Source organism: Streptomyces huiliensis (genome assembly GCF_020037025.1).
Taxonomy (GTDB): Bacteria; Actinomycetota; Actinomycetes; order Streptomycetales; family Streptomycetaceae; genus Streptomyces; species Streptomyces huiliensis.
This window is the reverse complement of record NZ_JAIQLH010000021.1, coordinates 1-12,863: the sequence shown is the minus strand read 5'-3', so window position 1 is coordinate 12,863 and position 12,863 is coordinate 1. Positions and strand designations below refer to the sequence as shown.

General features: G+C 74.9%; 10 protein-coding genes. 7 read left to right on the top strand and 3 right to left on the bottom strand.

Going from position 1 to position 12,863, the window contains the following annotated elements; all coding sequences use genetic code 11:
- Nucleotides 1-8: 8 nt before the first annotated feature.
- From JNW98_RS05000 to JNW98_RS04990, 3 genes are all read right to left on the bottom strand, one after another.
- A complete protein-coding gene (locus JNW98_RS05000) occupies nt 9-1,409 on the bottom strand; it encodes a DUF58 domain-containing protein (RefSeq protein ID WP_223766836.1) in 1,401 nt (466 codons plus the stop codon).
- Nucleotides 1,406-2,410, bottom strand: a complete 1,005-nt coding sequence (locus JNW98_RS04995; RefSeq protein WP_223766835.1) for an AAA family ATPase — start codon at nt 2,408-2,410, stop codon at nt 1,406-1,408. The genes JNW98_RS05000 and JNW98_RS04995 overlap by 4 nt, the downstream gene beginning before the upstream one ends.
- A gap of 178 nt (nt 2,411-2,588) precedes the next feature.
- On the bottom strand, nt 2,589-3,140 hold the full coding sequence (locus JNW98_RS04990) for a beta-class carbonic anhydrase (RefSeq protein WP_223766834.1): 552 nt from the start codon (nt 3,138-3,140) through the stop codon (nt 2,589-2,591).
- Between the two features lie 426 nt (nt 3,141-3,566).
- Between JNW98_RS04990 and rsmH the strand changes: the two genes are divergently transcribed.
- From rsmH to murD, 7 genes are all read left to right on the top strand, one after another.
- Nucleotides 3,567-4,535: a 16S rRNA (cytosine(1402)-N(4))-methyltransferase RsmH gene (gene rsmH, locus JNW98_RS04985; protein WP_223766833.1), complete on the top strand. Its 969-nt coding sequence runs from the start codon at nt 3,567-3,569 to the stop codon at nt 4,533-4,535.
- The gene (gene ftsL / locus JNW98_RS04980) at nt 4,532-5,089 is read left to right on the top strand and encodes a cell division protein FtsL (protein WP_223766832.1); all 558 of its coding nucleotides are present in this window, start codon (nt 4,532-4,534) and stop codon (nt 5,087-5,089) included. Before rsmH ends, ftsL begins: the two co-directional genes overlap by 4 nt.
- A gap of 4 nt (nt 5,090-5,093) precedes the next feature.
- Complete coding sequence (locus JNW98_RS04975; protein ID WP_223766831.1) at nt 5,094-6,998, top strand: peptidoglycan D,D-transpeptidase FtsI family protein; 1,905 nt, start codon at nt 5,094-5,096, stop codon at nt 6,996-6,998.
- Between the two features lie 37 nt (nt 6,999-7,035).
- Entirely contained in the window at nt 7,036-8,763 is a 1,728-nt protein-coding gene (locus tag JNW98_RS04970) for a UDP-N-acetylmuramoyl-L-alanyl-D-glutamate--2,6-diaminopimelate ligase (RefSeq protein ID WP_223766913.1), read from the top strand.
- 65 nt (nt 8,764-8,828) lie between these two features.
- Nucleotides 8,829-10,253: a UDP-N-acetylmuramoyl-tripeptide--D-alanyl-D-alanine ligase gene (locus tag JNW98_RS04965; protein ID WP_223766830.1), complete on the top strand. Its 1,425-nt coding sequence runs from the start codon at nt 8,829-8,831 to the stop codon at nt 10,251-10,253.
- Nucleotides 10,250-11,314, top strand: coding sequence for a phospho-N-acetylmuramoyl-pentapeptide-transferase (gene mraY, locus JNW98_RS04960; RefSeq protein WP_223766829.1), 1,065 nt, complete (start codon nt 10,250-10,252; stop codon nt 11,312-11,314). Before JNW98_RS04965 ends, mraY begins: the two co-directional genes overlap by 4 nt.
- Nucleotides 11,311-12,747, top strand: coding sequence for a UDP-N-acetylmuramoyl-L-alanine--D-glutamate ligase (murD, locus tag JNW98_RS04955; RefSeq protein WP_223766828.1), 1,437 nt, complete (start codon nt 11,311-11,313; stop codon nt 12,745-12,747). The genes mraY and murD overlap by 4 nt, the downstream gene beginning before the upstream one ends.
- The last annotated feature ends 116 nt before the right edge of the window (nt 12,748-12,863 follow it).

Here is a 12,863-nt window from a genome sequence, read left to right as displayed (position 1 = left end):
CGTCCCGTTCACGCCCATCCCCCCGGCCCGCCGTGCCCCATCGGCCCCATCGTTCCCATCGGCCCCACGGGCCCTGTCACTGCCTCTCCCCGCCCCACCGGCGTCCCCGCCAGGCGCCACAGGTCGGGGAACGGGACGTGCGGGGTCATGGCCAGGGCCGTCCAGCCGGCGGCGTGCAGCGTACGGAGCGGGGGCGACGCGTGCGGGTGGCCCAAGGGGGCGCCCGGCCAGACCGGCGGGTCGAGGAGGAACGCGAGCGCCGTGACGCCGCGCCGCCGCAGCCCGGCGGCCCGCGCGGCCTCCTGCTCGGTCAGCCCGCCCAGGAACGCCACGAGCAGCCCGCCGTCGTCGCCGCGCAGCGCGTCGCGGGCGGCGGACAGGTCCACGCACTCCGAGTGGTCGACGACCGCCAGCGCGTCCAGCAGCGTCCCGGCCGCGTCCGCCGGGTCGAGCCCCGCCCCGCCGGCCCGCCCGCCGACGCCCTCCGGGCCGGGGATCCAGGCGCCGGTGTCGGTCAGCAGCCGCACGGCGAAGCCCAGTTGCAGCAGGTGCACGGAGACGGACGCGGCCGCCGCCACCGCCCGTTCGAACGGCGAGCCGGGACCGGCCCCGGCGTAGGCGACGCCCCGGGTGTCCAGCAGCACCGTGGCGTGCGCCCGCCGCTGCTGCTCCTCCCGGCGCACCATCAGCTCGCCCGTCCGCGCGGTGGCCCGCCAGTGGATCCGGCGCACGTCGTCGCCGTGCCGGTAGGCGCGCGGAATGATGTCGTCGTCGCCCGCGAGGGCGAGCGTGCGCAGGCTCCCGTCGCCGCGCCCCGCCGCGTCGCCGGCCACCCGCAGCGGGGGCAGCGGCTCGCAGTACGGGACGGCCGTGAGCATCGCGCGGGCGCCGAAGCCGCGGGTGACCTCGCACATGCCGAACGGGTCGGTCAGCCGCAGCCGCAGCGGCCCCAGCGGGTAGCGGCCGCGCAGGTCGGCGCGGACCCGGTGGGCCACCTCGCGGTGCCCGCCCGGCTCCATCCGGTCCAGGGCGAACCGCGGGTGCGGCCCGAGCACCCACGGCACCTCGTCCTCGACCAGCAGCGGGCCGGTCGGGATCCGGGAGACGTTGGCGACGCGCAGCCGCACCTGCGCCTCCTGCCCGGCGGTCACCCGCGCGGGCGACAGCAGCCGGTCGCCGGCGACCCGGTGCCGGGTGCGGTGCAGCACCAGGACGCACACCAGCGGCAGGACGGCCAGCAGCAGCCCCACCCGCAGCAGGCCCTCCTGGCCCAGGACGTAGGAGCAGACGACGGCGGCGCCCCCGGCGGCCAGGAAGGACCGGCCGCGGGTGGTCAGCCCCCCGAACGCCGCCCGCAGTCCGCCGCCGTCGCCGGCCGGCTCTTCCGGGGGGTACGGGTCGTCGGTCACGGCCGCCGCGCCTCCGGCGGCCGCGGCGCGGTCTGCTCCGGGACGGGGACGGGCGTGAGCCGCAGGATGTCCAGGACGATCTGCTCCGGCGTGCGCCGGTTCAGCTGCGCCTGCGCGGTGGGCAGCAGCCGGTGCGCGAGCACCGGGACGGCCTGCGCCCGGACGTCGTCGGGCAGCGTGTAGTCGCGGCCCGCCAGCGCCGCCGTGGCCTTCGCGGCCCGCAGCAGGTGCAGGGTGCCGCGCGGCGACGCGCCGAGCCGCAGCTCGGGGTGGTGCCGGGTGCCGTTGACCAGGTCGACCGCGTACCGCCGCACCGACTCGGCGACGTGCACGGCGCGGACGGCCTCGATCAGCTTGACGATGTCGTGGGCGTGCGCGGCGGGCTGGAGGTCGTCCAGCGGGGAGACGCCCCCGTGCAGGTCCAGCATCCGCAGCTCGGCCTCCGGGCTGGGGTAGCCCATCGAGACCCGGGCCATGAACCGGTCGCGCTGCGCCTCCGGCAGCGGGTAGGTCCCCTCCATCTCGACCGGGTTCTGGGTGGCCACCACCATGAAGGGGCTGGGCAGTTCGTGGGTCCGGCCGTCGGCCGTGACCTGGCGCTCCTCCATCGACTCCAGCAGCGCCGACTGGGTCTTCGGCGAGGCGCGGTTGATCTCGTCGCCGATGACGATCTGCGCGAAGATCGCCCCGGGTCTGAACTCGAACTCCCGCCGCTCCTGGTCGAAGACGCTGACGCCGGTGATGTCGGACGGCAGCAGGTCCGGCGTGAACTGGATGCGCCGCACCGAGCAGTCCACCGACCGGGCCAGCGCCTTGGCGAGCATGGTCTTGCCCACCCCCGGCACGTCCTCGATGAGCAGGTGCCCCTCGGCCAGCAGCACGGTCAGGGCGGTCCTGACGACCTCCGGCTTGCCCTCGATGACGGCCTCGACGGAGGCGCGCACCCGCTCCGCCGTACTCGTCAGATCGCTCAGGCCCGCTCGTTCGTCAAAGGTCGTCACCCCGGCCCTCCTCGGCCCGTCCACGCTTCACGGGATCCCGTCCCCGAACCGGGAACGGCCCCTCCCCAACCCCGCCGGCGTCCCGGCCGCGCTCGGGCGGGCGGGACGGCGGTCCGTTACGCATTCTCGCCGCCCGCGCGGCACGACGGCAGCGCGGGCGGGTCCTTCGGTGCCGCGGTCAGGGCCGCGGGTCGATCTCCCGCAGCAGTCCGGTGGTCACGTCGAAGACGAACCCGCGGACGTCGTCCTTGTGCAGCAGGAACGGGGAGGTGCGCACCCGCTGCATGGACTGCCGGACGTCCTGGTCCAGGTCGCGGAACGCCTCCACCGCCCACGGCGGCCGCTGTCCGACCTCCTCCTCGATCTCGTGTCGGAAGTCCTCCGTCAGGTTCAGCAGGCCGCAGCCCGTGTGGTGGATGAGGACCACCGAACGGGTACCCAGCGCGCGCTGGCTGATGGTCAGGGACCGGATGATGTCGTCGGTGACGACACCGCCGGCGTTGCGGATGGTGTGGCAGTCGCCGAGCTCCAGGCCGAGCGCGGCGTGCAGGTCGAGGCGGGCGTCCATACAGGCGACGACCGCGACCTTGAGGACCGGCCGGGCGTCCATGCCCGGGTCGGTGAACTCGGCGGCGTAGCGCGCGTTGGCCGCCACGAGACGGTCCGTGACCGTGGAGTGGCCGCCGTCGGCGCCGGAGGTGCTGGGGGGCGGGGACGCGGATATCGACATGTGCACGAAGGTAGTCGGCTACCGGCCCGTCGGCCCCCCGAAGAGCCGGGCAAACGCCGTCAAGGCGGCCATCTGTGAGGCAAGCCACAGCTCGGAGGGGTGTGCGGCCGTCCGGGTGAGCCCGCCGCCGCGGCCCGTCCTCCGGCGCGCTGGCCGGTTGATTGACCGGGGGGACGAGTGGACTAAAGTGGCGCGAAGTGGGAGGCCAGCCGCTCCCTCGAACCGCCGGAACGCAGCCGAACAAGCCGTATCAGGAAATCCGGAAACCCGCCCGTGCGCGATGTGCCCGTACCTCTCGGCCTCCTCCCGCTCCCCGGCCGTCCCGAGCCGCCCGCCGGCGCCGGGCCGGGCGGCGCATCCCCTTCGAGCGGGCGGGGACCCGGCGGTGCGCGCGCCCCGCGCCGCACCGCACTCCCAGAAGGGCGCATGAGCAGCAACGCGCGTCACGTCCCCGTCATGCTCCAGCGCTGCCTGGACATGCTCGCCCCCGCCCTCACGGAGCCCGGCGCCGTCGTCGTCGACTGCACGCTGGGCGCCGGAGGACACAGCGAGGCGCTGCTCACCGCCTTCCCCGAGGCCCGGCTCGTCGCCCTCGACCGCGACCCCACCGCCCTCGCCCTGGCCGGCGAACGGCTCGCCCCCTTCGGCGACCGCGCCACCCTCGTCCAGGCCGTCTACCACGAGCTCCCTGAGGTGCTGGAGCGGCTGGACATCCCGCGCGTCCAGGGCGTCCTGTTCGACCTCGGCGTCTCGTCCATGCAGCTCGACGAGGCCGACCGCGGCTTCGCCTACGCGCAGGACGCGCCGCTCGACATGCGCATGGACCAGACGAAGGGCATCAGCGCCGCCGAGGTCCTCAACACCTACCCGCCCGGCGAACTCGTCCGCATCCTGCGGGCGTACGGCGAGGAGAAGCAGGCCCGCCGGATCGTCGAGGCGGTCGTCCGGGAGCGCGAGAAGGAGCCCTTCACCCGCAGCGCCCGGCTGGTCGAGCTGATCCGGGACGCGCTGCCGCAGGCCGCCAAGCGCACCGGCGGCAACCCCGCCAAGCGGACCTTCCAGGCGCTGCGCATCGAGGTCAACGGCGAACTGGCCAGCGTCGAACGGGCCATCCCGGCCGCCGTCAAGGCGCTCGCGGTGGGCGGCCGGATCGCGGTGCTGTCCTACCAGTCGCTGGAGGACCGCATCGTCAAGCAGGTCTTTGCGGCCGGCGCCGCCACCACCGCGCCCCCCGGCCTGCCGGTCGTCCCCGAGCGCTACCAGCCGCGGCTGAAGCTGCTGACGCGCGGCGCCGAACTGCCCACCGAGGAGGAGGTCGCCGAGAACCGGCGGGCCGCCCCCGCCCGGCTGCGCGGAGCGGAGCGCGTCCGCGAGGACGTGACGGACGCGCCGTGACGGCGACCGCGCGCACCCGGGGCACCGCCGGCGGGAGCCGGCTCGGCCGGCTGCTGCCGATCGGGACCGGCGGCGCGCGGCGCACCCCCTTCGTGCTGCTGGTCGTGGTGCTGCTCGGCTCCGGGCTGATCGGCCTGCTGCTGCTCAACTCCTCCCTCAACCAGGGCTCGTTCGAGCTCAGCAGGCTCCAGCGGAAGACCACCGAGCTGACCGACCGGCAGCAGGCTCTCCAGCAGGAGGTCGACCAGCTCGCCGCGCCCGACGCGCTGGAGCGGCGGGCCCGGGAGCTGGGCATGGTCCCCGGCGGCAGCCCCGCCTTCCTCAACCCCGACGGGACGGTCAACGGCGTCCCCGCGCCCGCGCCCGAGGCCGGCGCGGCCCCCGCCGACGAGGGGGCGGACCCGGCCGCGTACCAGCCGCCGGCCCCGGCGCCCGCGCCCGTGCCGTCCCCCGCGCCGGCGCCCGCACCCCCTGCCCCCTCCGGGGCACCTTCTCCGCCATCTCAGCCTTCTGCACCTTCAGCACCTTCCGCCCCCGGACTCCCAGGCAGGTGACGTCGTGACGGCGCCCAGGCAGCCCCGCCGCCCGGTTCCCGGGCCCGCCCGCCCCGCGGGGGCGCGCCCGGCGCGCCCCCGCGTCGGCTCCCGGCCGCTCCGCCTGGGCAGCCCCAGGCCCCGGCTCCGGCTGATCGGTCTCGGCCTCACCCTGGTGCTGCTGGTCTTCACCGTGCGGCTGCTCCAGGTGCAGGCCGTCGACGCCGACGCCTACGCCGCCCGCGCCAACGTCAACCGCTACATCCCCGTCACCCTGGCCGCCGAGCGCGGTGCCATCACCGACCGCAACGGCGTCGACCTGGCCACCACCGTCGACGCGTACGACATCACCGCCGCCCCCGACCTGCTCACCCCCGAGCGAACCGGCCTCCGCGGCGCCGCCCACAAGGCCGCCGAGCTGCTGGCCCCGGTCCTGGGCGGGCCCGTCGACGAGGTGGAGGAGAAGCTCACCGCCAATCCGGCCTCCAAGTACGTGGTCCTGGCCCGGCAGCAGCCGCCCCAGGTCTGGGACCGCATCCGGGAGCTGAAGCAGGGGAAGGCGGCCCGCGTCCGCGGGAAGCACGGTGCCCTGAACCTGCTCACCGGCGTCAACCGCGAGGCGCACAGCAAGCGCGTGTACCCCAACGGCGACCTCGCCGCCGCGATACTGGGCTTCGTCAACGCCGACGGCAAGGGCGGCGGCGGGCTGGAGGCCCAGCTCGACAAGGAGCTCGCGGGCAAGGACGGCAAGCGCGTCTACGCCCAGTCGGGCGGCCGGCAGGTACCCACGGGCGACCTCAAGGAGCAGGCCGCGGTCCCCGGCTCGGACGTCGAGCTGACCCTCGACCGGGACATCCAGTGGGCCGCCCAGAGCGCCATCGCCGCCCAGGTCCGGGCCTCCGCCGCCGACCGCGGGTACGTCATCGTCCAGGACGCCCGCAACGGCGAGATCCTGGCCATGGCCAACGCCCCCGGCTACAACCCCAACGACCTCGCCCACGCCGACCGCGCCGCCCTGGGCAACGCCGCGCTCCAGGACGCCTACGAGCCCGGCAGCGTCAGCAAGGTGATGACCATGGCCGCCGTCCTGGAGGAGGGCGTCGCCACCCCCGCCACCCGGGTGGAGGTCCCCAACCGGCTGCCGCGCGCCGACCGGGCGTTCGCCGACGACATCGACCACGCCACCTGGCACCTCACCCTCAACGGGGTGCTCGCCAAGTCCAGCAACATCGGCACCATCCTGGCCAGCGAGCAGCTCGGCAAGACCCCGGAGGAGTCCGGCGCCGTCCTCTACTCCTACCTGCGCAAGTTCGGCCTCGGCGCGCCCACCGGGCTGGGCTTCCCGGGCGAGACCCCCGGCATCCTCGCCCCGGCGCACGAGTGGAGCGCCTCCCAGCGCTACACCGTCCCGTTCGGCCAGGGCCTGTCCCTCAACGCCGTCCAGGCCGCCTCCGTCTACACGACGATCGCCGGCGGCGGCGAGCGCGTCCGGCCGACGCTGGTGCGCGGCACGAAGGGCCCGGACGGGCGCTTCATCCCGGCGCCCGCGCCGCCCCGCACCCGGGTGATCGGCGAGAAGACCGCCAAACAGCTGGCGGAGATGCTGGAGTCGGTCGTCGACGACCGGGACGGCACCGGGACCAAGGCGAAGATCCCCGGCTACCGGGTGGCCGGCAAGACCGGCACGTCCAACCGGGTGGATCCGCGCACCGGCCGCTACCACGGCTACACCGCCTCCTTCGCCGGCTTCGCCCCCGCCGACCAGCCCCGGGTCACCGTCTACTGCGCCATCCAGAACCCCACCCAGGGCAGCTACTTCGGCGGCCAGATCTGCGGACCGGTGTTCCAGCGGGTCATGTCCTTCGCGCTCAAGACGCTCCAGGTGCCGCCCTCCGGCAGCGGGCCGTCCCGGCTGCCCGTGGAGTACTGACCGTGCCGCCGCGCCGCGCCACCGGGGCGTGCCGACTGTGACGCACGGCACGTCGGAACCGGGGAACCGCGGCCCGGCGCGCCCCTCGCTTCGCGACGGGCCGGGTGCGCCCGGTACGCTCACCGCCGTGCCCCACGCTGATCAGTCCCCAGCCACCACCCCGGAACCCACCGCTCCGGGAGCGCCCCGCCCCACCCGGGTCCGGCCCGTGCCGCTCACGGAGCTCGCCGGTCAGCTGGGCGTCCGCGCCCCCGAGGGCGCCGGAAACGAGGTCACCGGCATCACGCACGACTCCCGTGCCGTCCGCCCCGGCGACCTCTACGCGGCCCTGCCCGGCGCCCGCTTCCACGGCGCCGCCTTCAGCGAGCAGGCGGCCGAGCTGGGCGCCGCCGCCGTGCTGACCGACCCGGCGGGCGCCGAGCGCGCCGCCGCCACCGGCCTCCCGGTCCTGGTCGTCGACGACCCGCGCGGCCGGATGGGCGCCCTCGCGGCGACCGTCTACGGCGAGCCCGGCCGCGACCTGCTGCGCGTCGGCATCACGGGCACCTCGGGCAAGACCACCACCGCGTACCTCATCGAGGGCGGCCTGCGCGCCTGGGAGCGCTCCCGCGCTGCGGAGAGCGGCCGGACCGAGGCCCTCACCGGCCTGATCGGCACGGTGGAGTCCCGGATCGGCGACGACCGGATCAAGTCCGAGCGCACCACCCCCGAGGCCACCGACCTCCAGGCCCTCTTCGCCGTGATGCGCGAGAAGGGCGTCCACTCGGTCGCCATGGAGGTCTCCAGCCACGCCTTGGTGCTCGGCCGGGTCGACGGCTGCGTCTTCGACGTCGCCGTCTTCAACAACCTCAGCCCGGAGCACATGGAGTTCCACTCCGACATGGAGGACTACTTCCGGGCCAAGGCCGAGCTCTTCACCAAGGAGCGCAGCCGCGTCGGCGTCGTCAACCTCGACGACGCGTACGGCCGCCGGCTCGCCGAGGGCGAGTCCGAGGTCCCGGTGATCACCTTCTCCGCCGCCGGCAGCCCGGACGCCGACTGGCGCGCGGTGGACGTCGAGAGCGGCCTGTTCGACTCCACGTTCACCATCGAGGGCCCGGACGGCGTCTCCGTCCCCGCCCGTTCGCCGCTCGCCGGCCCGTTCAACGTCGCCAACGCGCTCGCCGCCGTCGTGGCGCTGGTCGCCGCCGGCGTCGACCCGAGGACCGCCGCGGACGGCGTCGCCGCCGTCGCCGGCGTCCCCGGCCGGCTGGAGCGCGTCGACGCCGGGCAGGGCTACCTCGCCGTCGTCGACTACGCCCACAAGACGGACGCCGTCGAATCGGTTCTCCGCGCCCTGCGCAAGGTCACCCCGGGCCGCATCCACGCCGTCCTCGGCTGCGGCGGCGACCGGGACACCACCAAGCGCGCCCCGATGGGCGCCGCGCTGGCCCGGCTGGCCGACACCGCCGTCCTGACCTCCGACAACCCCCGCTCCGAGGATCCCCTCGCGATCCTCGCCACCATGCTCGCGGGCGCCGCCGAGGTGCCCGCCGCCGAGCGCGGCGCCGTCCTGCTGATGGAGGACCGCGCCGCCGCCATCGCCGCCGCCGTCGCCCGGGCCGAGCCCGGCGACACCGTCCTCGTCCTGGGCAAGGGCCACGAACAGGGCCAGGACATCGCCGGAGTGGTACGCCCCTTCGACGACCGCCGGGTGCTGCGCGAGGCCATCGAGCGCGGCGCCGGCACCCGAGCGGTCACCAAGCACCGGAACGACCAGGGATGACAGACCGCCATGCGCGCACAACCCTCCCCCCGGCAGCCCCACCGAACGGCCGGAGGTGACTCCAGGTGATTCCCCTGTCCCTCGCCGAGATCACCGCCCTCGTCGGCGGGCGGCAGCACGACATACCGGACCCGGACGCCCTGGCCACCGGCCCGGTCGTCTACGACTCCCGTGAGGTCGTCCCCGGCGGGCTGTTCGCGGCCTTCGCCGGAGAGCACGTCGACGGCCACGACTACGCGGAACGGGCCATCGAGGCCGGGGCGGTCGCCGTACTGGCCACCCGTCCCGTCGGCGTACCCGCCATCGTCGTCCCGGACGTCGTCGCAGCCCTCGGGGCCCTGGCCCGCGCCGTCGTGGAGCGCCTGGGCGCCACCGTCGTCGGACTGACCGGCTCCGCCGGGAAGACCAGCACCAAGGACCTCATCGGGCAGCTCCTGGGCCGCCTGGGGCCGACGGTGTGCCCGGCCGGCAACCTCAACAACGAGATCGGCCTCCCGGTGACCGCCCTGCGCGCCACCGAGGACACCCGCCACCTCGTCCTGGAGATGGGCGCCCGCGGCGTCGGCCACATCCGCTACCTCGCCGAACTCACCCCGCCGCGCATCGGCCTCGTGCTCAACGTCGGCACCGCGCACATCGGCGAGTTCGGCGGGCGCGAGCGGATCGCGCTGGCCAAGGGCGAGCTGGTCGAGGCGCTGCCGGCGGCGGCCGAGGGCGGCGTCGCCGTGCTCAACGCCGACGACCCGCTGGTCCGCGCCATGACGGCCCGCACCAAGGCCCGCACGGTGCTGTTCGGCGAGGCCGCCGACGCCGACGTCCGGGCGGCGGACGTCCGCCTCACCCCGGCCGGGCAGCCCGCCTTCACGCTGCACACCCCCACCGGGTGCGCCGACGTGACCATGCGGCTGTACGGTGAGCACCACGTGTCGAACGCGCTCGCCGCCGCCGCCGTCGCCCACGAGCTGGGCATGCCCGTGCAGGAGATCGCCACCGCGCTCTCCGAGGCGGGCCAGCTCTCCCGCTGGCGGATGGAGGTCACCGAGCGCGCGGACGGCGTGACGATCGTCAACGACGCCTACAACGCGAACCCCGAGTCCATGAAGGCCGCGCTCCGCGCGCTGGCCGCCATGGGCGAGACCGCCAGGGCGCGGGGGGGCCGCACGTGGGCGGTGCTCGGCCAAATGGCGGAGCTCGGCGAGGAATCGCTCGCCGAGCACGACGCGGTCGGGCGGCTGGCCGTCCGGCTCAACGTCAGCAAGCTCGTGGCAGTCGGGGACAGGGAAGCGGCCTGGCTGTGCATGGGCGCCTACAACGAGGGTTCGTGGGGTGAGGAGTCGGTGCACGTGTCCGACGTGCGGGCGGCGGTCGACCTGTTGCGCAGCGAGCTGCGCCCGGGAGACGTCGTCCTGGTGAAGGGGTCCCGGTCGGTCGGGCTGGAACGGGTCGCGGAACAGCTGCTCGCGGGTGAGGGCGAGGTCACCGGTCGATGAACCAGATCCTTGTCGCGGGAGTCGTCGGACTCTTCCTGACGCTGATCGGCACCCCGCTGCTGATCAAGTTCCTCGCCCGCAAGGGCTACGGCCAGTTCATCCGGGACGACGGCCCGCGCGGCCACGCCGGGAAGAAGGGCACACCCACCATGGGTGGCATCGCCTTCATCCTGGCCACCCTGGTCGCCTACGCCGTCACCAAGGTGGCGACCAGCAGCAAGCCGACCACCTCCGGCCTGCTGGTGCTGTTCCTGACCGCCGGCATGGGCCTGGTCGGCTTCCTCGACGACTACATCAAGATCGTCAAGCAGCGGAGCCTCGGTCTGCGGGCCAAGGCCAAGATGGCCGGACAGCTGATCGTCGGCATCGCCTTCGCGGTGCTGGCCCTGCAGTTCGCGGACACCCGCGGCCAGACCCCGGCCTCCACCCGGCTGTCGTTCACCCAGGACTTCGGCTGGACGCTGGGCCCGGTGATCTTCGTGGTCTGGGCGCTGTTCATGATCCTCGCGATGTCGAACGGCGTGAACCTCACCGACGGCCTCGACGGCCTCGCCACCGGCGCCTCGGTGATGGTCTTCGGCGCGTACGTGTTCATCGGCACCTGGCAGCACGGCCAGTCCTGCGGCAACCCGCTGACCGCGGGTGCCGCCTGTTACGAGGTCAGGGACCCGCTCGACCTCGCCGTCGTGGCCTCCGCGCTGATGGGCTCCTGCTTCGGCTTCCTGTGGTGGAACACCTCGCCGGCCAAGATCTTCATGGGTGACACCGGCTCGCTCGCCCTCGGCGGCGCGCTCGCCGGCCTGGCGATCTGCTCCCGCACCGAGCTCCTCATCGCGGTCCTCGGCGGTCTGTTCGTCCTCATCACCATGTCCGTGGTGATCCAGGTCGGCTCGTTCCGCCTCACCGGGAAGCGCGTCTTCCGGATGGCGCCGCTCCAGCACCACTTCGAACTCAAGGGGTGGAGCGAGGTCCTTGTGGTGGTCCGGTTCTGGATCATCCAGGGCCTGTGCGTGGCCGTCGGCCTCGGAATCTTCTACGCGGGATGGCTGGCCATCAAGTGACCACCTCGGAATTCCACGGCAAGCACATCACCGTCGCCGGCCTCGGCGTGAGCGGCGTCAGCGCCGCCCGCGCCCTGGCCGGCCTCGGCGCCCGGGTCACCGTCGTCGACGGCGGCGACGGACCGGCCCTGCGCGAGCGCGCGGCCGGCCTCGGCGCCGACGTCACCGTCCGGCTGAACGACGCCGACACCCTCCCCGAGGGCACCGACCTCGTCGTCACCTCGCCCGGCTGGCGCCCGGACAGCCCGCTGTTCACCGCCGCCGCCGAGGCCGGCGTCGACGTCGTCGGCGATGTCGAGATCGCCTGGCGGCTCCGCGGCGAGGGCGCGCCCCCGTGGCTCGCCGTCACCGGCACCAACGGCAAGACGACGACCGTCCGGATGCTCGCCTCCATCCTGGAGGCCGCCGGCCTGCGCACCGCCGCCGTCGGCAACATCGGCACCCCCATTGTCGACGTGGTGCTCTCCCAGGAGCCCTACGACGTCCTCGCCGTCGAGCTCTCCAGCTACCAGCTGCACTGGGCGCCCTCGCTGCGCGCCCACTCCGCGGCCGTCCTCAACCTGGCCCCGGACCACCTCGACTGGCACGGCTCCATGCAGGCGTACGCCGCCGACAAGGGCCGGGTCTACGAGGGCAACCGGATCGCCTGCGTCTACAACACCGCCGACCCGCGCACCGAGCAGCTGGTCCGCGACGCCGACGTCGAGGAGGGCTGCCGCGCGATCGGCTTCACCCTCGGCCCGCCCGGCCTCTCCGAACTCGGCGTGGTCGAGGGCATCCTCGTCGACCGGGCGTTCGTCGACGACCGGCAGCGCAACGCGCAGGAGCTCGCCGAGGTCTCCGACGTCCACCCGCCGGCGCCGCACAACATCGCCAACGCCCTGGCCGCCGCCGCACTGGCACGCGCCTTCGGCGTGGAGCCCAAGGCCGTCCGCGACGGCCTGCGCGCCTTCCGGCCGGACGCCCACCGCATCGCCCACGTCGCCGACGTGGCCGGGGTGGCGTACGTGGACGACTCCAAGGCCACCAACACCCACGCCGCCGAGGCATCCCTGGCCGCCTACGAGTCCGTGGTCTGGATCGCGGGCGGCCTCGCCAAGGGCGCGACCTTCGACGACCTGGTCACCGGCGCCGCCGGGCGGCTGCGCGGCGCCGTCCTGCTCGGGGCCGACCGGGCCCTGATCAAGGAGGCGCTGGCACGACACGCCCCGGATGTCCCGGTGGTGGACCTCGACCGGACCGACACTGGGGCGATGGCCGAGGCCGTCCGCGAGGCGGCACGGCTCGCCGCCCCCGGCGATACGGTCCTGCTGGCCCCGGCCTGCGCGTCGATGGACATGTTCACCCACTACGGCGAGCGGGGCGAGGCCTTCGCCGCGGCGGTCCGGGAGCTGGCCGGCCCGCCGGCCGACGGCCGCGCCACGGAGCAGTAGCCGCCCGGTCCCCGCGCCGCGGGCCGGGCGGCCCGGAACAGCAGCGGAGGGGACCCGGATGCACGCCGACCACGTCCACGCCACCGCGGGCCCGCGGGGGGCCCGGACGGCCCTGC